Raw genomic sequence first — 21,633 nt, 5'->3', positions numbered from 1 at the left:
CGGCCCGCCAGCCGAGGGCCACCGGGGCTGATCAGGCCTTCCGGCGGCCCGCGAAATGCGCGGCGTCGATCAGCGACTCACGCCCGGATGCCGCCATCGGCGCCTCGTACAGGGCCTCGACCGCCTCGGTCACCAGGGCGTCGATGGTGTACTCCAGCTCGTCCACGGCCCCGGTGCGGGTCAGCAGCGAACGCATCGTGGCCAGGTCGACCGGCTGGTCCGCCAACCGGTTCAGCAGCTCGCGGTCGCGGCCGACGGCGCGGGTGCGGGCGATGTCCAGCAGGCGCGTCGCCTTGTGGTGCGTGATGTCGCCGCCCACCGGCTTGCCGGTCTCGGCCTCCTCGCCGAACACGTCCAGCAGGTCGTCACACAGCTGGAAGGCCTGGCCCACCGCCCGGCCGTAAACCTCAAGCGCGGACTGGATTTCCCGGCCCCGCGGGGCCAGCGCGGCGCCAATCAGCAGCGGGCCCTCCACGGTGTAGCTACCGGTCTTCAGCCGCGCGGTGCGGGCCGCGGTCTCGCCGTCGAACTCGCCGGTGGCGGTCGTCTCCAGGTCCAGGTACTGGCCGTGCATCAGCTGGGTGGCGGCCCGGTAGAAGGTGCGCATGGCCGGCCGGGGCAGCATCGCGGCCAGCTCCGTGCACAGCAGGAAAGCGAAGTCCCCCAACAGGATCGCCATGTTCTCGCCGTAGCGCTCGGGGCAGCCGCGCATCCCCAGGGCGCGGTGCCGGTCGGCAAACGTGACCTGCAGCGTCGGCAGGCCGCGGCGGGTCGGCGACTCGTCCATCACGTCGTCGTGCACGAGCGCGAAGACGTGCAGCAGCTCCAGCACCGAGCCGGCGTCGATGGCGCGGTTGTCGTCGGGATCCCCGCCGCCGGCGACGAAGGCCCAGTGCACGAAGGCCGGTCGGATCCGTTTGCCGCCGGCCAGGGCCATGCCTCGTAACTCGGACAGCCCGTACCGGCTGGGTCCGGATTCCTCGGCGATGGCGCGATCGAACAGCGCGGACAACTGCCGGTCGGCCCGGCGGCGGACGCGGTCGAGGTCGGTCCGGAAACGGTCGAGCGTGCTGACCTGGTTCACCCTTGCCTCCACGACTAGAGACTGGCTACACCGGCGCGGGCACATCCGGGGACGACCGCCCCCGCGTTCGTGACATCTGGTCAAGCCACCCCAGTGCTTGTGCGTGCCCATGGTTGCCTACCCGCGATCACTCATACGCCATCCAGACTGGGTAAACGCATAGTTCCCGCGAGTCCCGCTCTCAGGCAGCCATGTGTCGACTTCCGGAACTCGACATTCAGTTGCCCGAGAGCGGGACTCGCCGGGGTGCCCGGGCGTCGGGTCTGTGCCTAAGATCGCGAGCATGGCGAGTGCGGAGCCGCAGGCAGTGCTGACGCCGCTGACCGAGGCGGCCATCTTCCTGGTGGCCACGGTCGGCGACGGCGGCGAGGAGGCGGTCCGCGACCTGCTCGCCGACGTCGCCGGCCTCACCCGGTCGGTGGGTTTCCGGATCGCCGACGGCGGGCTCACCTGCGTGGTGGGCGTCGGCTCGTCGGCCTGGGACCGGATCTACCCGGGCGTCGGGCGGCCCGCCGGCCTGCACCCGTTCACCGAACTCGTCGGCGACCGGCACACCGCGCCGTCCACACCCGGCGACCTGCTGTTCCACATCCGGGCCATGCGCATGGACCTGTGCTTCGAGCTGGCCGAGCACCTGACCACCCGGCTCGACGGGGCGATCACCGTGGTCGACGAGGTGCACGGCTTCAAGTACTGGGACCGGCGCGACCTGCTGGGCTTCGTCGACGGCACCGAGAACCCGACCGGCGGCGCGGCCGCGGCGGCGGTGACGATCGGCGACGAGGACCCGGACTTCGCCGGCGGCAGCTACGTGATCGTGCAGAAGTACCTGCACGACATGACCTCCTGGAACCGGCTGTCGATCGAGGAGCAGGAGCGGGTGATCGGCCGCACCAAGCTGGCCGACCTGGAACTGGCCGACGACGTGAAGCCGGCCGACTCCCACGTCGCGCTGAACACCGTCACCGACGACAACGGCGAGGAACGGCAGATCCTGCGGGACAACATGCCGTTCGGGCGGGTCGGCAGCGCCGAGTACGGCACCTACTTCATCGGCTACGCCGCCGATCCCGGCGTGATCGAGCAGATGCTGCGCAACATGTTCATCGGCCGGCCCGAGGGCAACACCGACCGGGTGCTGGACTTCTCCACCGCCGTCACCGGCACGCTGTTCTTCGTGCCCACGGCCGATTTCCTCGAGGACCCGCCGGAATCCGAGCAAGCACAGGACGAGGAGCCCGCTGAACGTGTGACAGTCTCGCTCCGCGTCGGCAGCCTGAAAGGAACACCGTGAACAACCTGCACCGGGAGCTCGCGCCGATCTCCGAGTCGGCGTGGGCCGACATCGAGGCCGAGGCGCGCCGCACGTTCACCCGGCACGTGGCCGGCCGCCGCGTGGTCGACCTGTCCGGGCCGGCCGGCGAGACCCTGTCCGCGGTCGGCACCGGTCACCTGAGTGAGCTGGAGTCGGCGGCCGAGGGCGTGCGGCTGCGCCGCCGTGAGGTGCAGCCGATCGTGGAGATCCGGGTGCCGTTCACGGTCAGCCGGGCCGCCGTGGACGACGTGGAGCGCGGGGCCAAGGACGCCGACTGGGATCCGGTGAAGGAGGCGGCCAAGCGGATCGCCTTCGTCGAGGACCGGGCCATCTTCGAGGGCCTGTCCGGCGCGGGCATCGACGGCGTGCGGGCCGCCACCACCAACGAGGCGCTGGCGCTGCCCTCGGACGTCCGCGAGTACCCGAACGTCGTCGCGCAGGCGCTGAGCGCGCTGCGGCTGGCCGGCGTCGATGGGCCGTACAGCCTGCTGCTGTCGGCCGACGCCTACACCGCCGTCGAGGAGACCACCGACCACGGCTACCCGATCCGGGAGCACCTGTCGCGGGTCATCCACGGCGGCGACATCATCTGGGCCCCGGCCATCGACGGCGCGTTCCTGCTGTCGGCCCGCGGCGGCGACTACGAGCTGCACCTCGGGCAGGACCTGTCCATCGGCTACTCCTCGCACGACGCCCAGAGCATCGAGCTGTACTTCCAGGAGTCGCTGACGTTCCAGGTGCACACCGGCGAGGCCGGCATCGCCTTGCGCGTTTAGATCCTTTTGTGGCGGTGCAGGTCGTCCACGATGGCGTGGACGACCGGCGCCGTCTCGGCCATCGCCGTGTACTCGGCGTACGTGTAGTAGCCGCACTCCTCGATCTCCGAGCAGGCCGCCGGCTCGCCGTCGAACTCCCCCTCGTAGCAGTTGATCTGCACCTGCGTGCCCGGCGGCTGGTCGTGGGCGTCGCCCTCGAAGACGCCGTGCCGGCGCACCGTCTCCGGCCGCAGCCGGCAGCCGATCTCCTCGGCCACTTCCCGGGTCAGCGCGGCCAGGTCCGTCTCCCCCGGCTCGTACTTGCCGCCGGGCAGGTAGAACGCCTTGCGCCCGTGCGAGCGGACCAGCAGCACCGTCGAGTTCCTGACGTGCACCAACGCCACGGTCTTGATCACGCCTGGCACGCTACCGGGCCGAATAATCAGTACCGCGCCCGCGCGATCCAGCTCCGGTAGTACAACACTAATCTACGCATGATCGTTGAAAGTTTGCGCATCTCTATGCATATCTTGCTCTCCCCTGTCGTTCTGCCTACAGTTCGAGGTCCCTGCCCATCTCGTGCAATGACGGACGAGAGGAACACCCGTGACCATCTCCCGCAGGACGTTCCTAGGCTCCACCGCCGCGGTCACCGCGCTGGCGGCCCTCCCCCTGAGCACCAGCCAGGCCGGCGCGGCCAGCCCGGCCGGTGATGTCGTCGGCAAGATAACCGTCGGCTACCAGGGCTGGTACGCCTGCATCGGCGACGGCGCGCCGATCAACACCTGGTGGCACTGGAGCCAGGACGCCAGTCAGACCCCGTCGCCGACGAACAACAACAACATCAAGGCCTGGCCGGACATGCGCGAGTTCAGCAAGGGCTACCAGACGGCGTACTCGAACCTCGGCAACGGTCAGCCGGCCACCCTGTTCTCCCAGTACGACGCGCAGACCGTGGACACCCACTTCGCCTGGATGAGCCAGTACGGCTGCGACACCGCGGCGCTGCAACGCTTCAACCCCAACGGCAGCGAGGGCCCGACCCGCGACGCGGTGACCGCCAAGGTGCGCACGTCGGCCGAGGCCCACGGCGTGAAGTTCTACATCATGTACGACGCCACCGGCTGGACGAACATGCAGTCGGAGATGAAGGCCGACTGGACCGCCAAGATGTCCGCGTACACGGCGTCGCCGATGTACGCGCGGCAGAACGGCAAGCCGGTGGTCGGCATCTGGGGCTTCGGCTTCAACGACAACAACCACACCTGGGACGCCGCGACCTGCCTGGACGTCATCAACTGGTTCAAGGGCCAGGGTTGTTACGTGATGGGCGGCGTGCCAAGGGAATGGCGGGTCGGCGGGGCCGGCACCCGGACCGGGTTCATCGACACCTACCACGCGTTCAACATGATCTCGCCGTGGATGGTCGGCGCCATCGGCAACATCGGCGACTCCGACAACATCTACAACACCATCAACGTCGGCGACCAAGCCGACTGCAATAGCCACGGCATCGACTACCAGCCCTGCGTGCTGCCCGGCGACGTGTCCGGTCGGCAGCGGGCGCACGGCGACTTCATGTGGCACCAGTTCTACAACATGGTCCGCGTCGGTGCGCAGGGCATCTACATCTCCATGTTCGACGAGTTCACCGAGGGCAACCAGATCGCCAAGTCGGCCGAGAGCTCCGCGACCACACCGACCAACTCCGGCATGCTCGCCCTGGACGAGGACGGCACCCCGTGCTCGTCCGACTACTACCTGCGGCTCACCGGCGACGGCGGCCGCATGCTCAAGGGCCAGATCGCTTTGACGGCAACCCGTCCGACCCCGCCGATGGTCGGCGGCGGCGACACCCAGGCCCCGTCCGTCCCCAGTGGACTGCACGCCACCGCGCACACCGCCACCTCGGCCACCCTGGCCTGGACCGCCGCCACCGACAACGTCGGCGTCACCGGCTACCGGATCTTCGCCAACGGCTCCCAGGTCGGCACCACGGCGTCAACGTCCTTCACCGCCAACGGCCTGACACCGTCCACAACGTACAGTTTCACCGTCACCGCCCAGGACGCCGCCGGCAACTCCTCCCCCGCCTCGGCCGCCGCCTCCGTCACCACCGACGCCGGCGGAAGCACCAACCTGGCGCTGAACCGGCCCACCGCCGAGTCCAGCCACACCCAGGTCTACGCCTCCGGCAACGCCGTCGACGGCAACTCCGGGACCTACTGGGAAAGCGCTAACAACGCGTTCCCGCAATGGCTTCAGGTCGACCTCGGCGCATCGACCCCGGTGAGCCGCATCGTGCTCGCCCTGCCGCCACTGTCCGCCTGGGGCGCTCGCACCCAGACCCTCACCGTCGCCGGCTCCACCGACGGCAGCACCTTCAGCACGCTCGTCGGCTCCGCCGGCTACACCTTCGACTCCAACACCGGCAACACCGTCACCATCCCCGTGCCCGCGGGCAGCCGGCGCTACCTGCGGCTGACCTTCACCGCCAACACCGGCTGGCCCGCCGGCCAGGTCTCGGAGTTCCAGGTCTACGCCTGAGCCCCCCGCGGGAACCGCCGGGTTTGATCCCGGCGGTTCCCGCGTGGCCCCGCACGTTTCGCACACCCGTTCGCCCGGGCCGCCTCGTTCACTGTGGCGCTGGCCGTTGAGATCGCTCACCATGGGGTACACGCAGGTCACCGGGCCTGGGAGGGGTGAGCGCCATGCGGGCGATGTGGAAGGGCACGGTGGCCTTCGGGCTGGTCGCCATCCCGATCAACCTGTACGCCGCGACCGAGAACAAGGGCGTCACGCTGCGGCAGGTGCACGAGGCCGACGGCGGACGGATCCAGTACAAGCGGTACTGCTCCGTTGAGGACGCCGAAGTGCCGTACGCCGAGATCGCCAAGGGCTACGAGCTCGACGACGGGCGCATGGTCGTGCTCACCGACGCTGAGCTGTCCAGCCTGCCGCTGCCCACCCAGAAGACCATCGACGTGCTCGAATTCGTGCCGCTGGCCGCGATCGACCCGCTGTTCTTCGACAAGGCCTACTACCTGGAACCGCAGAAGTCCGCCGTCAAACCCTACGTGCTGCTGCGGGACGCCCTGCACAAGTCCGGGCACGTCGCCATCGCCAAGGTCGCACTGCGGCAGCGGGAAGTGCTGGCCGTGCTCCGGGTGCACGCCGACGTGCTCACCATGTCGACGATGCTGTGGCCCGACGAGGTCCGGACTCCCGATTTCTCGTTCCTGCAACAGGATCCGCCCCAGGTGCGGGAGCAGGAGCTGACCATGGCCGGGCAGTTGATCGACTCCCTGGCCGAGCCGGTGTTCGAGCCCGACCGGTACCAGGACAGCTACCGCCAGGCCCTGGAAAACCTGATCGACGCCAAGATCGAAGGGGATGAGGTCGCCACGCCGCCGGGGGCTGAGCCGACGGCGGAGGTGGTGGATCTGATCAGCGCGTTGCAGGCGAGCGTGAAGGCTGCGGGGAAGGCGAAGACGCCGGCCCCCAAGGCCCGCAGTACGCGCAAGCCGGCCGAGAAACCGGTCGAGAAGCCGGCGGAGAAGAAGGTTCCGGCCAAGCGGCGGTCGAGTCGGAGTGCGTGAGTTCGGGGTAATGAGTGGCGGGCGGCTTGGCGTTCGGGGGTAGATTTCTGGGTTGCTCCGGGTGGATTTTGCGTGGAGCCTCTGGGCGATGGCATCGAGGCAAAGAACCGGGCAGGCTGCGCCTGCCTCGATCGCCGACAGCTTATGCCATCGCCCCCCTCCACACAAAATCCACCCTCCGAGGTAAGGGGCGGGCGTCCTTGGGGTAGGCCGGTTAAGCCTTCCGAATTCACCCATTAGTGAGTCGAGTTCGATCATGTGTGCGAGTATTCTGGAGGCATGAAGGAAATCACCCGAGAGCTGGAGTCCATGGAACCCTCAGGGGTCATGATGGACCTGCTCCTGGGTGTGGACGTGGAGAGCCTTACCGATGACCAGAAGCTCACCCTGCTCATTCTGACCCGCAAGGCCATGGCGGCTCTCCACTACGTTGAACTCAGCCTCGTACACGGGATCGAGGACACCGCCGAGATCGCCATGGCCGTTCGTGAGCCGGAGCAGTCGGTAGTCCGTCAGAAAGAATACAGCGACGTCCTAGACCGGCTACCCCAGTGCGCGGAGCTACTGAGGCGTGGGGAGATCGACCCCCGCCGGCTCAAGACCGTGGATGATCGAGTGGTTCACCTGACCGACCCCGAGCTGGTCGCCCAGGTGGATGAGGCCCTGGCGGAAGTAGCCCCTGAGCTGACCCGCACTCAACTGGCTCGCCGCGCTACCAAAGCAGTCGCTGAGGCCGACCCTCTCGGCTACGACCAGCGCCGCCTGAAGGCCCGCGAGGACCGGCGGGTCGAGTTCACCCCGCTACCCGACGGCATGGCCCAGCTCAGCATCATCCTGCCCGCCATCGACGCCCGCCAGGCCTACGACCTCCTGACTCAGGATGCCCGAGCCCTGGCCAAGGACGACCGCACCACCGACCAGAAACGAGCCGACGCCTTCCTCGACCGGTTCCTGGGCTACGGCGTCGACCGCAAGGTCCAGGTGCATGTGACCATCCCGGTGGAGACCTTGATGGGATTGACCGAGGACCCCGGCCTGCTGGACGGCTACGGGCCCATCGCCGCCGACTCCGCCCGCGAACTGGCCATGCACGGCCCCTGGCGCGGCCTCCTCCTGGACAACCGCCGCCACGCCGACTCCATGACCACCCACAAATACCGGGCCGACGCCCCCACCCGCGAGTTCATCAAAGTCCGCGACGGCGGCACGTGCACCGCCCCCGGCTGCACCACCCCCATCCAAGAACTCGACCACACCGTTCCCTGGCCGGTCGGCAAAACCACCGCCACCCAACTCAAGGGCTACTGCGCCCACCATCACCACCTCAAACACCGCGACTACACCGCCACCCTCGACCCCGACGGAACCCTCCACTGGCACACCCCACAAGGCCGCCACTACACCACCCACCCCCACCAATACTGACCACCCGTTCCTTGACAACTCCACAGCGAAACCGCACCCGAAAAAGCAGAAGAACTGGCCAACGAAGGGTGAGGCCGGAAGGCCGGGTTTGAAGTGAAGGCCAGCAAGAGGGTGGCGAGAAGGCAGCCCGAGTGAAGAGCGGGAAATGGATGCGACAGAGGCCGGTAAAAGGTGAAGTGGATCCAAATCCAGCCAAAGCGCCAGCACTGAAAAGCGCGACCGCCCAAGCAACCCCCACTCCAAACCTCGGAGGGTGGATTTTGCGTGGAGGGGGGCGATGGCATAAGCTGTCGGCGATCGAGGCAGGCGCAGCCTGCCCGCTTCTTTGCCTCGACTGCCATCGCCCAGAGGCTCCACGCAAAATCCACCCGGAGAAACCAAGAAATCCCACCCAGAGCCACCCAACAATAATCACGCCACCCCGGCGCATCGACTCGAAGACTGCTCAATCCCCCGCCGCCAACCAAACGACCCACCCACACGTCCCGCCCGCCCCTCATACACCCTCCGCCCCGCCGCCACCCGCCCTCCCCCTGGCACGACACGCCGGGCGGTTGTGCGAGACTCTCCGGCCTCGCGGTGGTAGCAAGAGTCACCGGGAGAGTCAATCGCACGGAGGATGTAACGATGGAGTGCGGGAACTGCACTCGGGGTCTGGACCACTGTCACGGCACGCTGATCGTGCACACCACCGAGTTCACGGAGTGCACCGAGCCGATGTGCGAGGACCTGGACGAGGTCCGCCACTTGGCGATCGTGGACTGCAGCGCGGTGGACGGCGGCTGCGACTGCGTGTCGATCATGGACGAGCAGATCGTCCACGACAACGTGGCCTAAAGACGACGTGGCCTAAAACCTGACGACCCGAACAGCAGCGAGGCCGGACCGGGGACCGGCCTCCGAACTGGGGATCACGAAGCGCGCTGGTAGCTGTGCACGATAACGCCGTGCGGCAGCATGAGGGTGTCGACCAGCTTGAGGGCCCGTCGCGGCCCGGGCTGGAACAGCGGGAGCTGGCCGTCGCCCAGGATCACCGGGAAGATCATGAAGCGGTACTCGTCGATCAGGTCGTGCTGGGCCAGCAGCTTGAAGACCTGACCGCTGCCGGCCAGCAGCAGGTCGCCGCCCTGGCCGTCGACCAGCTTGCGGATGCCGTCGAGGCCGTCGACGAGCGTGGAGTTCCAGGTCAGCGTGGTCAGCGTGCGGGAGAGCACGTGCTTGGGCATCGAGTTCATGCGCTCGCCGAACTCGCCGGTGTCGGTCATGGTCGGCCATGCCGCCGCGAAGCCCTCGTAGGTGTGCCGGCCCAGCAGCATCGCCTCGGACTCCTGGAGCTCCTGCCATTTGAACGCGCCGGCCTCGTCGGAGAAGTACGGCATCGACCAGGCGCCGGGCTCGTCCATGAAGCCGTCCAGGCTCACGTACTCGGTGGCGACGATCCTGCGGGCCATCTCGGTTCCTCCTCGTTCGGCGTGTTCCTGCCTACGCGTCGAGCGGCCCGCGAACCGCTCGACACACCGGGGATGTGACGCCGGTCACTCTGAAAGGATGCCCCGAACGAACAGGGCCTGGCCGGCGTGCTGGATGTCGTCGTCGAGCACGCTGACCAGCCGCACGCCGAGCGTCACCGCCGGATTCCAGCGGCGGTCGACGACACGGTCGAGGTCGGGGTCGGTCAGCGTGGCGACGTAGGCAATGGTCCGTGCGTAGACGGCGTCGAAGTAGCCGGCGAGCAGGTCGCCCTCGGCCCGCACGGCGGCGACGTCGTCGGAGTCATGGCCGTAGCCGGTGGCGTCCTCGGCGAAGGGCAGCGCGAACCGGCCGACCCAGCCGTCCTCGATCCACGTCTGCGCCACGCCGGCGACCTCGGAGACATGGTCGTCCTGCACACGCGTGAGGTGCCACACCAGCCAGGCGATGGAGTTGGCCTCGGGGGTGACCCGCCACGCCAGCTGGTCGGCGCTCAAGCCGCCCAACGCCTCGTGCACCTCGCCGTGCACCCGGTCGAAGCCGTCGGTGAGCAGCTCGGCGATGTTCACTGCGCCTCCCCGTGAGCCTTGAAGACGGCGGCCATGTCGCTGGAGCCGTGCCCGGCCTCGGCGGCTGCGCCGTACTGCTGGTGCAGGGCGGTCATCAGCCGGTCATCGGCGCCGGCGGCCCGCAGCGCGGCGGCGATGAGCCCGGCGTCCTTGACCGCGCCGTCCAGGCTGAACGAGGCCGGGAACTCGTCGGCGATCATGGCCCGGCCCTTGAGCTGCGCGTACGGGTTGTCCAGCCCGCCGCCGGCGATGAGGTCGAGGAACAGCTGCGGGTCGAGCCCCTGGTTGCGGGTCAGGGCCAGGGCCTGCGCGGTGCCGGCGGTCAGGGACAGCACCCACGAGTTGGCGGCCAGCTTGAGCCGGTGCCCGTCGCCGATGCGCGGCCCGACCCACAGGGTGCGGGCGCCGATGGCTTCGAACACCGGGTCCACCGACGGGCGCAGCGCCGGGTCGCCGCCGGCGAGCACGATCAGCTTGCCCTCCTCGGCCGGCTGCCGGGTGCCCAGCACCGGCGCGTCCAGGAACGGCACATTGTGCTTGGCTGCCAACGCGGCGAGAGCTTCCACGCCGTCAAGGCCGACGGTGGCGCTCTGCACCCACACCGCTCCAGGCTTGAGGGATCCGATCGCCTCGGCCATCACCTCTTCGACCGATTCGGCGTCGAACAGCATGGTCACGACGACGTCGGCGCCGGCCACGGCGGACACCGGGTCGGCCGCGACGGTCGCGCCGTCGTCGGCCAGCGGCCGGGCCTTGTCCGCGCTGCGGTTCCACACCGTCACGGCCAGGCCGGCCCGGAGCAGGCTGCGGGCCATGCCGGCCCCCATCAGCCCGGTGCCGAGCAGCGTCACTGCCTTGGTCACGACCAGGACTCCTTCCCCACGCGAGCGGTACAGCTGTACCGCAGCGCCGGCGTCACGGGCAAGATCGTTGCAGCGCTGGGGCCGCGCCGCACGCGGCGCGAGCGTAGGCCCGTGAGGTGTCGGCGGCCACCCGTTCCCACGAATACCGCGCACAGGCCCGGTCCCGCCCGGCCGCGCCGAAAGCCTCGCGCAGAGCCGAATCGACCAGGAGGTGACGAACAGCACGGGCCAGTTCGGCCGGCCGCAGCGGCGGCACCAGCAGCCCGGTCACCTCGTTGACGACGGTGTCGGACAGCCCGCCGACGGCGGCGGCGATCACCGGCACACCGCTGGCCATCGCCTCCAGGGCGATGGTGCCGAAGGTGCTGCGGGCCGGGGTGCACACGACGATGTCGGCGGAGCGGTACAGCGCGGGCATGTCGTCGACCGGGCCGAGCAGGTGCATCCGGTCCTCGACGCCGTAGTGCCGGGCGCAGCGGATCAGCCGGTCGGCTTCGGGGTTGTCCTCGATAGGGCCGCCGGCCAGCACGAACTCGGTGTCCCCGAACGCGGCGAGCACGCTGATCGGGAGATCGAACCGGTGGTGCGTGACGACGTCACCCACGCCGAGCAGCCGATACCGGGCGCCCTTGCGCGGGCGCGCCCCGCACGGCGCGAACAGCTGGTGGTCCACGCCGTGCGGCACGACGGTGATCTGGCTGCGCGGCACGCCCAGCGCGGCGATCCGGCGCACCTGGGTGCTGCCGGCCGCCAGCACCCGGTGCACCCGCCGCCACACCAGCCGTTCCAGCCGCTGCACGTCCGGGTCGACGTTCGTGGTGGTCGGCACGGACAGCACCTTGGCGATCGGCCGGTCGCCGACGGCCAGCGCGGTCGCCATGCCCGACAGCCACGAATGCGCGTGCACCACCTCGGGCGGCTCGTTCCGCCAGGCGGCACGCAGCCGATCCACGAGGTCGCCGTCGACCTCGTCGTGCGCGTGCACGACCACTTCATGCCCCAACGCGGCCAGTGCCTCCGTCAACGCGCCAAGTGGCCGCGACGGCTGGCCGACCATAGCCACTCTCACTTGTTCGGGCTTTCCGTTATTCCTTCGGCCAAAACATCACTGGTCCATTCGGGACAGGTGTGGCCTGGTGCTGCCGGGGTAGTCTCCCGCCGCGAACGCAGGAGGTGACCAGGCAATCGCCATGACCAGCCCGAAACTCACGGTAGAGGTGGCGCGCCGTGGGCACGCCGCCATCGTCCGGCTCACCGGCGAACTCGGGCTGCACACTGTCGACGAGGTCCGGTCCGCGGTGCTGCGGTGTCTGGCCGACGAACCCTCGGGACTGGTCGTCGAGCTGGCGGAGACAACCGTGGCCGCGCCGATCGCGCTGGGCGTCTTCGGCACGCTGGCCCGCCGGGCGGCCGCGTGGCCGGGGGTGCTGGTGGTGCTGGTGGTGCCGGCTGGACCGGTGCGGGAACTGTTGCGCCGCATGGCTTTGGACCAGGTGGTGCCGACGTTCGGCTCGGTGGCCGAGGCCGTCCGGTCGCTGGGCGGGGTGTTGCCGCGTCAACACGACTCGGTGGAGCTGCCGGCCGAGGTCGGCAGCGCCGCGCTGGCCCGCCGCTTCGTCACGGACACGTGCACCGACTGGGGCGTGGGCGATCTGGCCGAGGACGCGTGCATCATCGCCTCGGAACTGGTGGAGAACGCTGTGCTGCACGGGCATTCGCACGCGCGGCTGGGTCTGGAGCTGCGCCGCGGGATCCTCACCATCGCCGTCCGCGACGACAATCCCGAACGGCCGGAGTGCCGCACCGTGGGCACCGCGCCGACCGGCGGCCGCGGCGTGTTCCTGGTGGACGCCATCGCCCGGGCCTGGGGTTATGCGCCGACCTGGGCCGGCGGCAAGGTGGTCTGGGCGGTGCTGGCCACCACTGCTTGCGCCGACAATCACCCGTAAGGGTGGATTGGACCGGCGCTCCCCGGTCCAATTCGGACAGTGGTGCGACGCTGGTGATCCACGCGGAGGAGGTCGCCCATGCGAATCGGCCGCATCCTGTCCCTGGTCACGGTGCTGGTGGTGACGGTGGCGGTCCCGGTCGTCCGGGCCGGCGCCGACCAGGCCCTGCCCGAGCCGGGCGTCGCCGCGCCGCTGCCGGCGGACCCCACGACCACCGCCGCCGGCGCCACCTCATCCGCAGCCGCCGCGCCGACGACCTCCCCCACGCCCAGCACCCCGGCGCCACCCACGGATCCCGTGCCGCCCACCACAACTCCGTCGCCCACGGCCGAACCCGGGCCGCCGCCCCCGGTCGCCGGCGGCTCCAACTACGACTTCTACTACCTCAACGGCTGCTACCGCGAGCCGTACAACGTGATCAACGGCTTCGCCAAGGCCCCGGACCTGATCAAGTACCAGCTGGGCCGGATGCGGGCCGCCGGGCAGGACCGGCTGACCATCGGCGTGTTCCACCAGCACGGGGCCGAGAGCGGCGCGGTGATGGACTCCACCGGCGGCACACTGTCCGAGGCCGACCTGCGCAACTTCGCCGACCTGCTGGCCGCGGTCAAGGCCGCCGGCTTCGCCGAGGTGACGGTGGCGTTCAACCCCATCTTCGCCAACAGCCCCAGCGGCTGGCGCAGCTGGCAGCAGAGCCTGTACGACGAGAACTGGCAGCTCGTGCAGAAGGTGCACGACGTGGTGACCGCCGCGAACCTGCCGTACCGGATCGATCTGGGCAACGAGCTGACGCCGTCCACCGGCCAGAGCCTGGTGGTGCGCTACGACCAGCAGCTGTGGAAGGCCTACACCGCCAAGTACGGCCGGACCGACACGGTCGGATTCTCGGTCAACAGCAACGATCCCGGCCAGATCCCCAACGTGGCCAAGGTCTACGGCAGCACTCCGCCGCCGGTGTTCGACATCCACGTCTACGGCGACGAGTACAACCAGTTCGTCGGCGACGACCAGCAGCTGCGCCGGCAGGGCTACACCACCCAGCCGGTGATCATCGGCGAGTCCTACTACAACGACCCGGCCGCCGCCGACGGCTTCGCCCGGGGCAGCAAGGACAGCGGCCGGCGCATCCTCTACCTGACCCAGTGGCCCAAGACCCGGGCCAACGCCCCGCAGTGCGACCAGGTCGACGTGGCCCCGCCGCTGGACTTCTCCGCCTACCGCTCAGCCGGTTTCTGATTCTTCGTATAGTCGACACCGTGCCCAACCGTCTCGGCGACTACCTGCGGGCCCGGCGGGAGCAGATCCGCCCGGCCGACGTCGGCCTGCCCGCGGGCGGCGGGCGGCGGCGGGTGCAGGGGCTGCGCCGGGAGGAGCTGGCCCTGCTGGCCGGCATCAGCAGCGACTACTACATGCGGCTGGAGCAGGGTCGCGACCAGCACCCGTCCGGCCAGGTGCTGGACGCCCTGGCCACGGTGCTGCGGCTGGACCCGGAGGCCACCGCCTACCTGCACGAACTGGCCCGGCCGGTGGCGCCGAGGCGCAGCGAGCAGGTGCCGGCCAGCATCCTGCAACTGATCGACAGCTGGCCGGCCACGCCGGCGTACGTGGTGGACCGGCTGACCAACGTGGTCGCCGCCAACAAGGCCATCGCCGTGCTGTCGCCGTGCTACGCGGTCGGCGAGAACCTGCTGCGGTCGGTGTTCCTGGACCCGGCCGAGTGGGCGCTGCGGCCGGACTGGGACGAGACCGTCGCCGAGGGCGTGGCCATCCTGCGCGGCGAGTTCGGCGCCGACCTGGACGACCCGGACCTGGTGGAGCTGGTCGCCTGCCTGTCCGAGGGCAGCGAGCGGTTCCGGGAGCTGTGGGCCCGGCACGACGTGAAGTCCCGCTCCGGCCACATGATCCGGTTCGCGCACCCGGTCGCCGGCCGGCTGGAGCTGCACAGCGAGAAGCTGCCGATCGGCGGCACCGCGCTGACCCTGGTGGTGTTCCACGCCGAGGCCGGCTCGCCCAGCGCCGACGCGGTGGCCCGGCTCACCCAGTCGTTGCCGGCACAGGCCTAGAAGGCTTGTGTCGCAGGGCCGGCCGCTCCACGAACCGCCAGCTGAGCGCGGCCAGCGCCAGCACGATCACCGCCGTCAGGGCCGCGTTCGCGGCGGCCGGCAGCCCGGACAGCAGTTGCTGCAGGGGAAACGCCAGCAGATAGGTGCCGTACGACAGGTCGTAGCCGCCGGTCGGGCGCTGCACTGCCGCCGGGGCACGGAAAGCGATCGTGTACGTGAGGGCGGCGACGAACGGGATCGCCCCGACCGGGGCCGCCGGCGTGATCCACAGGGCCGCCCAGACGAACGCCGTCACCGGCAGCGTCCACCACGGCGGCGGCTGGGCGCCGATGAACTCCCGGTACGCCATGCCCACGCCAAAGTACGCGATCGGCACCGCCGCCTGGTAGTCGAGCAGCCCCGGCAGCAGCAGGCCGTGATAGCCGGACACCTCGACGACGGTGGCCACCAGCATCAGCGCCGCCGCGACCGAGAGCAGAATCCAGCGGCAGCGCAGGAAACCCAGCAGGCCCAGCGCCGCGACGCCGACGTAGCACAGCACCTCGACCCGGATCGTCCACAGCGATCCGTCGACCGCGTTCGGATACGGGTTGCCGGCGAACACCCCGGGCAGGTCGAACTGCACGTGGAAGACCGACAGGTTGCCGAGCAGAAACTGCCAGGTCCCGCCGCCGAACAGGTACTCCCCCGTGGTCAGCGTCGTGACCAGCGGCCCCAGCAGAAACGTCAGCACCAGCACCACCAGCGCGTACGCCGGGTAGATGCGCAGCGCCCGGCGGGCGGCGAACCGCTTCAGCGAGGGGTCGCTCAGCCAGCTCGACGACACCAGATAGCCGCTGAGCAGGAAGAACACCCCGACGCCGAGGTCGCCGGCGTTGGTGCCGGACAGGAACGTGAGCGGGTCCACGTGACCGGTCAGGACCCAGCTGTGGCCGACCACCACCAGCAACGCCGCGGCCAGTCGCAGCAGGTCGAAGGCGTTGCCCCGGTGGCTGTTCACCGGGGCACATTAGCGATTGCCCTTCGTTGACCGATCGGGTGATGCAGAGTGAGGCCATGCGGAAGTGGGGGGTGGCCGCCGGCCTCGGGTTCGCGCACACGTGCGTCCTGGTGGCGGTCAGCATGCTGGTGCCGGCGATCTGGGCTGCCGCTGTGGCGCTGTGGCAGTGGTGGGGCGGCAATCCGTGGTCGTGGATCGCCCCGTTCGTGTGGGCCGCCATCGGCACGTTCGCGCTGGCCCGCCCGGTGGGCCAGCTGTTCCGCCACCTGGTCTCGCGGTGGACGGGCGTCGAGATCGCGGACGGGTACCGGGAGCTCGGGACCGTGACGCAGCTGTCGACCGGGCACTGGTGGAACGGCTACTCCTACTCGAAGACGCGCCGGGACGCCCGCCAGGAACTCTGGTGGCGCACTCGGTTCCGGGATCCCGCCGGCTGGCGCGACCTGCGGTTCGTGGCGATCGCCCCGTTCACGGTGGGCCTGGTCGCAGCCGTGCCGCTGGGCGGCATCGCGCTGGCCGTCCTGGTCAATCCGGTGCTGGGCGTCGTCGTGACGATCGCCAGTTCTCCCTACGCCTGGCGGATCATCGTGCCGATGGCGGCCCTGCTGCGGCCGCCGACGACGACGGCTCGGGTCGAGGAGCTGACCGTCCAGCGCGCCGACCTGACCGTCACCCAGGCCGCCGAGCTCCGACGGATCGAACGGGATCTGCACGACGGGGCGCAGGCCCGGCTGGTCGCGCTCGGCATGTCCCTGGCCACCGCCGAACGGCTGCTGAAGACCAACCCGGAGCAGGCCGTGGAGCTGTTGCGCGAGGCTCGGGCCGGCGCCGCCGCGTCGCTGACCGAACTCCGCGACCTGGTGCGGGGAATCAGCCCGCCGGTGCTCACCGAACGCGGTCTGGTCGACGCCGTCCGGGAACTCGCCCTGGACTGCCCGCTCGACGCGTCCGTCGAGGCGGAGCTCGGACCGCGGCCGGAGCCGCCGATCGAGGCCGCTCTCTACTTCGGGGTCGCCGAGCTGCTGACCAACGCCGCCAAGCACGCGCACGCCTCGCGGGTGCGGATCCGCATCGCCCGCGAGGGCGTTCTCCTCGTCGTCGACGTCGAGGACGACGGCCGGGGCGGGATCGCCGAGACCGGAGCCGGCGGGCTGGCCGGCCTACGCCGCCGGCTGGCGGTGTTCGACGGCCGCCTGGACATCACCAGCCCCGCCGGCGGCCCCACCCTCATCCGTCTCACGCTCCCGGCCTAGTCCCAACATGAAGGGCCCCTTCCTCTCGTTCAACGTCATGAAGGACCCCTTCACGACGTTGAGCGTCGTCGTGAAGGGGTCCTTCATGACATTTCCCGTCGCCGAGGGTCAGCGGTATTCCTCCGGATCGTCCGGTACCGGCGGCTCCAGCTCCTCCGGCGCGTCCGGGTCGTCCGGCGGGACCGGGCCTGAGCCGTGCCCCGGCCGGGGGTCGCCGATGGGTCGGTACTCATCCGGCTGGGGCTCGGGGTCGATGGGCGGGATGGTCACGGGTGAATCCAAGGGCTCGTCGGGCCCGGCATGCCCGGGAAGACGGGGCGGACGTCGTCCACCGCCGGGTCGTGCTCAGGCGATGGGTGCGGCGTCGGGGTCTGGGGCGGGGCGTCGATGTTGCCGCGCCAGGCGCCGGTCTCGTGGCCCTGCTCCTCGATGTACTCCTTGAACCGGTGCAGATCGCCGTTGACCCGGCCGCTGACCAGGCCCAGCGCCACGCCGGCCGCCTCGGCCAGCCCCGAGGGCTCGAACTCCATCCGCAGGCTCACCCGGGTGGAGTGCTCGTCGAGCCGGTGGAAGGTGACCACGCCGCCGTGCGAGGGGCCTTCGGTGGTGTGCCAGGCGACCCGCTCGTCCGGGTGCTGCTCGGTGATCTCGGCGTCGAACTCGCGGTGCGCGCCGGCCACGGTCGTCTCCCAGTGCGTGGTCCGGTCGTCGAGCTGGATGACTCGGTCCACGCCCTCCATGAAGTACGGGAACGACTCGAACTGGGTCCACTGGTTGTACGCGGTGCGCACCGGCACCCGCACGTCGATGGTTCGCTCGATGGTGGTCATCGTTCACGCGCTCCTTCCGTCGTACAGTCGGGGTACCACGGGTCGCCGCCGCTCAATCGTCGGGCGTTTCCGCCGGTCGGGAACGCGGTATCCGGACGCTGGCGGTCCGGGCGACCCGGACCCGGCGGGTTGAAGTGGAGCGGTCGATGCTGAGCAACGACGAACGCCGCGAACTGGAGCAGATCGAGCAGCGGCTGACCAGAGACGATCCCTTGTTAGCGCAGAAGCTGGGGCGGGACTGGGTGGCTCGGCACCGGTGGCTGGTGCTCGCCACGGGTATTCTCGGCCTCGCCCTGTTCGTGCTGGGCTGTGTCTGCGCGAGCGGCACGCTGGCCATCTGGGGGTTCGTGATGGCCGTGGCGTGCACCGGGCTGCTGTACCGGTACCACAGGCGTAGCCGACGGGAGTGACCCCATGCTCGGTGTCCCGGAGTCCATCAGGGCTCTGCTGTTCGACATGGACGGAGTGCTGACCAAGACCGCGGTGGTGCACGCGAAGGCCTGGCAGCGGGCCTTCGACGAGTTCCTGGCGTCGCGGGGCGACCCCTACGAGCCGTTCGACCCGGTCGTGGACTACGACGAGTACGTGGACGGCAAGCCGCGAGCCGACGGCGTGCGCTCCTTCCTGGCCGCCCGGGGCATCGAGTACGACGAGGACCTGGTCCGCCGGATCGGCGACCACAAGAACGACCTGGTGCAGGAGCTGATCCACAAAGACGGCGTGGAGGCCTACGAGGGCACTCGGCGCTACCTGGACGCGGCGGTGGCGGCCGGCCTGCCCCGAGCAGTGGTCTCCTCCAGCGCCAACACCAGCGAGGTCCTGCAGGCCGCCGGCCTGGACGGCTACTTCCAGGCCCAGGTGGACGGCATCGTCGCGGCGGTGCGGCGGCTGAAGGGCAAGCCCGCGCCGGACACGTTCCTGGCCGCGGCCAAGGAGCTCGGGGTGGAGCCGTCGCAGGCCGTGGTGTTCGAGGACGCGCTGGCCGGCGTCGAGGCCGGCCACGCCGGGAAGTTCGGCTTCGTGGTCGGCGTCGACCGGGTCGGGCAGGCCGAGGCGTTGCGCCAACACGGAGCCGACATCGTCGTGAAGGACTTGGCGGACCTGCTGTGATCCCGAACCCCGACTTCCTGGTCGAGCCCTGGCGGCTGCGCGAGTCCACGCTGAACCTGGACCTGCTCGCGCAGAGCGAGTCCCTGTTCGCGCTGTCCAACGGCCACATCGGCTGGCGCGGCAACCTCGACGAAGGCGAGCCGCACTCGCTGCCCGGCAGCTACCTCAACGGCGTGCACGAGGTGCGGCCGCTGCCCTACGCCGAGCGCGGCTACGGCAACCCCGAATCCAGTCAGACCGTCATCAACGTGACCAACGGCAAGGCGATCCGGCTGCTCGTCGACGACGAGCCGCTGGACGTGCGCTACGGCACGCTGGTCAGCCACGAGCGGACGCTGGACTTCCGCACCGGCACCCTGACCCGCGAACTGCACTGGGTGTCGCCGGCCGGCAAGGCGGTGAAGGTCCGCTCCACCCGGCTCGTCTCGTTCACCCAACGGGCCGTGGCCGCCATCGGCTACGAGGTGGAGGCGGTCGACCAGCCGGTCCGGGTGGTGATCCAGTCGGAGCTGATCGCCAACGAGGAGATGCCGGCGGCCCAGGACGACGACCCGCGGGCCTCGGCCGTGCTGGAGCGGCCGATGAACGCCGTCGTGCACGCGGCCAGCAACGCCAAAGCCGTGCTGGTGCACCGGGTCGAGAACAGCGGCCTCGGGGTGGCGGCGGCGATGGACCACATCGTGTTCGGCGACGAGGACCCGCCGAGCCTGACCGAGGTCGAGCCCGACCTGGGCCGGTTCACCGTCGGCACCCTGCTGGCCCCGGGCAAGCGGCTCGGTTTCGCCAAGTACGTGGCCTACGGCTGGTCCAGCACCCGGTCCGTGCCGGCGTTGCGGGACCAGGTGGAGGCGGCGCTGTCGGCGGCCAAGCAGACCGGCTGGGACGGCCTGCTGGCCGAGCAGCGCGACTTCCTGGACGCGTTCTGGCGGGACGCCGACGTGGAACTGGACGGCGACGCCGAGGTGCAGCAGGCGGTCCGGTTCGCCCTGTTCCACGTGTTGCAGGCCGGGGCGCGGGGCGAGCGGCGGGCCATCGCCGCCAAGGGTCTGACCGGTCCCGGTTATGACGGGCACGCGTTCTGGGACACCGAGATGCTGGTGCTGCCGGTGCTCACCTACACGTATCCGGAATCGGTCGCGCACGCGTTGCGGTGGCGGCAGGACACCCTGCCGCTGGCCCAGGAACGGGCCGCACAGCTGGGTTTCGAGGGCTCGGCGTTCCCGTGGCGGACGATCACCGGCGCGGAGTGCTCGGGCTACTGGCCCGCCGGCACCGCCGCGTTCCATCTCAACGCCGCCATCGCCGCCGCCGTCACCCGGTACGTGCGGGCCACCGGGGACGAGGAATTCGCCGCCACCGCGGGGATCGAGCTGCTGGTGCAGACCGCGCGGCTGTGGCGGTCGCTGGGGCACCACAACAGCGAGGGCCGGTTCTGCATCGACGGCGTGACCGGTCCCGACGAGTACAGCGCCATCGCCGACAACAACGTCTACACCAACCTGATGGCCAAGCGGAACCTGATCGCCGCCTACGAGTACGTGCACCGGTTCCCGGACCGGGCCCGCGAGCTCGGCGTCGACGAGGAGGAGGCCGCGGCCTGGCACGACGCCGCCAAGGCCGTCATGATCCCGTACGACTCGGCGCTGGGCGTGCACCCGCAGTCCGAGGGCTTCACCCGGCACCAGGTGTGGGACTTCGAGCACTCGAAGTACCCGCTGCTGCTGCACCACCCGTACTTCGACATCTACCGCAAGCAGGTGGTCAAGCAGGCCGACCTGGTGCTGGCGATCATGCAGTGCCCGGAGGAGTTCACGCCCGAGCAGAAGACCAGGGACTTCGACTACTACGAGCGCATCACCGTCCGGGACTCGTCCCTGTCGGCGTGCGTGCAGGCCGTGGTGGCCGCCGAGGTCGGCCAGCTCCAGCTGGCCCACGACTACCTGGCCGAGGCCGCCCTGATGGACATCGCCGACCTGGAGCACAACACCGCCGACGGCCTGCACATCGCGTCCCTGGCCGGCGCGTGGATCGCCCTGGTCATGGGCCTGGGCGGCCTGCGCCAGGACGGCGGCGACCTGTCCTTCACGCCCCGGCTGCCGCCGGGCCTGTCCCGGCTGCGTTTCACCGTGCGGCAACGGGAATCGCGGCTGCGGGTGACCATCACGCCCGGTTCGGCCCGGTACGAGGTGGACGGTCCCGACACCCTCACCATCGTCCACCATGGACGGACCGTGCACCTCGGTTCCCCGCAGGAGCTGCCCATTCCGCCCGTTCCGCGGGTCCGTCCCAGCGAGCAGCCGCCCGGCCGGGCGCCACGTCGCCGCGACCAGGCCACAGCCGAGGAGTAG

General features: G+C 70.1%; 22 protein-coding genes. 13 read left to right on the top strand and 9 right to left on the bottom strand.

Annotation, left to right across the window (positions count from 1 at the left end; translation table 11 throughout):
• Positions 1 to 31: 31 nt before the first annotated feature.
• The gene (locus JJ691_RS03530) at positions 32 to 1,096 is read right to left on the bottom strand and encodes a polyprenyl synthetase family protein (RefSeq protein WP_211767359.1); all 1,065 of its coding nucleotides are present in this window, start codon (positions 1,094 to 1,096) and stop codon (positions 32 to 34) included.
• 271 nt (positions 1,097 to 1,367) lie between these two features.
• Here JJ691_RS03530 and JJ691_RS03525 point away from each other — a divergent pair, with 271 nt between their 5' ends.
• Positions 1,368 to 2,378, top strand: coding sequence for a Dyp-type peroxidase (locus JJ691_RS03525; protein WP_211767358.1), 1,011 nt, complete (start codon positions 1,368 to 1,370; stop codon positions 2,376 to 2,378).
• Complete coding sequence (locus JJ691_RS03520) at positions 2,375 to 3,175, top strand: family 1 encapsulin nanocompartment shell protein (RefSeq protein ID WP_211767357.1); 801 nt, start codon at positions 2,375 to 2,377, stop codon at positions 3,173 to 3,175. The genes JJ691_RS03525 and JJ691_RS03520 overlap by 4 nt, the downstream gene beginning before the upstream one ends.
• Here the strand turns inward: JJ691_RS03520 and JJ691_RS03515 are convergent.
• Positions 3,172 to 3,570 (bottom strand): NUDIX hydrolase, encoded by a 399-nt coding sequence (locus tag JJ691_RS03515; RefSeq protein ID WP_249227656.1) that lies wholly within the window; start codon positions 3,568 to 3,570, stop codon positions 3,172 to 3,174. The two genes, JJ691_RS03520 and JJ691_RS03515, sit on opposite strands and share 4 nt — an antisense overlap.
• A 190-nt stretch (positions 3,571 to 3,760) precedes the next feature.
• Between JJ691_RS03515 and JJ691_RS03510 the strand changes: the two genes are divergently transcribed.
• From JJ691_RS03510 to JJ691_RS03495, 4 genes are all read left to right on the top strand, one after another.
• Positions 3,761 to 5,701 (top strand): discoidin domain-containing protein, encoded by a 1,941-nt coding sequence (locus JJ691_RS03510; RefSeq protein WP_211767355.1) that lies wholly within the window; start codon positions 3,761 to 3,763, stop codon positions 5,699 to 5,701.
• Between the two features lie 164 nt (positions 5,702 to 5,865).
• Positions 5,866 to 6,753, top strand: a complete 888-nt coding sequence (ku, locus tag JJ691_RS03505; protein ID WP_211767354.1) for a non-homologous end joining protein Ku — start codon at positions 5,866 to 5,868, stop codon at positions 6,751 to 6,753.
• A gap of 279 nt (positions 6,754 to 7,032) precedes the next feature.
• A complete protein-coding gene (locus JJ691_RS03500; protein WP_211767353.1) occupies positions 7,033 to 8,178 on the top strand; it encodes a DUF222 domain-containing protein in 1,146 nt (381 codons plus the stop codon).
• Between the two features lie 627 nt (positions 8,179 to 8,805).
• Positions 8,806 to 9,015, top strand: a complete 210-nt coding sequence (locus tag JJ691_RS03495) for a hypothetical protein (RefSeq protein WP_211767352.1) — start codon at positions 8,806 to 8,808, stop codon at positions 9,013 to 9,015.
• 74 nt (positions 9,016 to 9,089) lie between these two features.
• Here the strand turns inward: JJ691_RS03495 and JJ691_RS03490 are convergent, their stop codons facing one another.
• The 4 genes from JJ691_RS03490 to JJ691_RS03475 all read right to left on the bottom strand — a co-directional run bounded on the left by JJ691_RS03490 (position 9,090) and on the right by JJ691_RS03475 (position 12,104).
• Entirely contained in the window at positions 9,090 to 9,629 is a 540-nt protein-coding gene (locus tag JJ691_RS03490) for a dihydrofolate reductase family protein (RefSeq protein WP_211767351.1), read from the bottom strand.
• Between the two features lie 84 nt (positions 9,630 to 9,713).
• On the bottom strand, positions 9,714 to 10,217 hold the full coding sequence (locus tag JJ691_RS03485) for a mycothiol transferase (RefSeq protein WP_211767350.1): 504 nt from the start codon (positions 10,215 to 10,217) through the stop codon (positions 9,714 to 9,716).
• Positions 10,214 to 11,080, bottom strand: coding sequence for an NAD(P)-dependent oxidoreductase (locus tag JJ691_RS03480; protein WP_211767349.1), 867 nt, complete (start codon positions 11,078 to 11,080; stop codon positions 10,214 to 10,216). The genes JJ691_RS03485 and JJ691_RS03480 overlap by 4 nt, the downstream gene beginning before the upstream one ends.
• A 52-nt stretch (positions 11,081 to 11,132) precedes the next feature.
• Positions 11,133 to 12,104, bottom strand: a complete 972-nt coding sequence (locus tag JJ691_RS03475; RefSeq protein ID WP_249227655.1) for a glycosyltransferase — start codon at positions 12,102 to 12,104, stop codon at positions 11,133 to 11,135.
• A 166-nt stretch (positions 12,105 to 12,270) separates the two neighbouring features.
• Here JJ691_RS03475 and JJ691_RS03470 point away from each other — a divergent pair, with 166 nt between their 5' ends.
• The 3 genes from JJ691_RS03470 to JJ691_RS03460 all read left to right on the top strand — a co-directional run bounded on the left by JJ691_RS03470 (position 12,271) and on the right by JJ691_RS03460 (position 15,092).
• Complete coding sequence (locus JJ691_RS03470) at positions 12,271 to 13,029, top strand: STAS domain-containing protein (protein ID WP_211767348.1); 759 nt, start codon at positions 12,271 to 12,273, stop codon at positions 13,027 to 13,029.
• A gap of 78 nt (positions 13,030 to 13,107) precedes the next feature.
• Complete coding sequence (locus tag JJ691_RS03465) at positions 13,108 to 14,265, top strand: hypothetical protein (protein WP_211767347.1); 1,158 nt, start codon at positions 13,108 to 13,110, stop codon at positions 14,263 to 14,265.
• Positions 14,266 to 14,285: 20 nt separating this feature from the next.
• Entirely contained in the window at positions 14,286 to 15,092 is an 807-nt protein-coding gene (locus tag JJ691_RS03460) for a helix-turn-helix transcriptional regulator (protein ID WP_211767346.1), read from the top strand.
• Here the strand turns inward: JJ691_RS03460 and JJ691_RS03455 are convergent.
• The gene (locus JJ691_RS03455) at positions 15,064 to 16,092 is read right to left on the bottom strand and encodes an acyltransferase family protein (RefSeq protein WP_211767345.1); all 1,029 of its coding nucleotides are present in this window, start codon (positions 16,090 to 16,092) and stop codon (positions 15,064 to 15,066) included. The two genes, JJ691_RS03460 and JJ691_RS03455, sit on opposite strands and share 29 nt — an antisense overlap.
• 56 nt (positions 16,093 to 16,148) lie before the next feature.
• On the opposite strand from JJ691_RS03455, the gene JJ691_RS03450 reads away from it, so the two are divergent.
• A complete protein-coding gene (locus tag JJ691_RS03450; protein WP_211767344.1) occupies positions 16,149 to 17,345 on the top strand; it encodes a sensor histidine kinase in 1,197 nt (398 codons plus the stop codon).
• 108 nt (positions 17,346 to 17,453) lie between these two features.
• Here JJ691_RS03450 and JJ691_RS03445 read toward each other — a convergent pair whose 3' ends face one another.
• Together JJ691_RS03445 and JJ691_RS03440 are read right to left on the bottom strand one after the other, a co-directional pair.
• Positions 17,454 to 17,615 carry a hypothetical protein gene (locus JJ691_RS03445; protein WP_211767343.1) on the bottom strand — a complete coding sequence of 54 codons (162 nt, stop codon included), beginning with the start codon at positions 17,613 to 17,615 and terminating at the stop codon, positions 17,454 to 17,456.
• Positions 17,612 to 18,175, bottom strand: coding sequence for an SRPBCC family protein (locus JJ691_RS03440; RefSeq protein ID WP_211767342.1), 564 nt, complete (start codon positions 18,173 to 18,175; stop codon positions 17,612 to 17,614). The genes JJ691_RS03445 and JJ691_RS03440 overlap by 4 nt, the downstream gene beginning before the upstream one ends.
• A gap of 146 nt (positions 18,176 to 18,321) precedes the next feature.
• Here JJ691_RS03440 and JJ691_RS03435 point away from each other — a divergent pair, with 146 nt between their 5' ends.
• From JJ691_RS03435 to JJ691_RS03425, 3 genes are read left to right on the top strand one after another with little or no spacing between them, the layout of a single operon-like run.
• Complete coding sequence (locus JJ691_RS03435; protein ID WP_211767341.1) at positions 18,322 to 18,585, top strand: DUF3040 domain-containing protein; 264 nt, start codon at positions 18,322 to 18,324, stop codon at positions 18,583 to 18,585.
• A 4-nt stretch (positions 18,586 to 18,589) separates the two neighbouring features.
• Positions 18,590 to 19,285, top strand: coding sequence for a beta-phosphoglucomutase family hydrolase (locus tag JJ691_RS03430; protein WP_211767340.1), 696 nt, complete (start codon positions 18,590 to 18,592; stop codon positions 19,283 to 19,285).
• A complete protein-coding gene (locus tag JJ691_RS03425; protein WP_211767339.1) occupies positions 19,282 to 21,633 on the top strand; it encodes a glycoside hydrolase family 65 protein in 2,352 nt (783 codons plus the stop codon). The genes JJ691_RS03430 and JJ691_RS03425 overlap by 4 nt, the downstream gene beginning before the upstream one ends.

This window comes from Kutzneria sp. CA-103260 (genome assembly GCF_018263855.1).
Classification (GTDB): domain Bacteria; phylum Actinomycetota; class Actinomycetes; order Mycobacteriales; family Pseudonocardiaceae; genus Kutzneria.
This window is presented reverse-complemented; position numbering and strand designations above follow the sequence as displayed.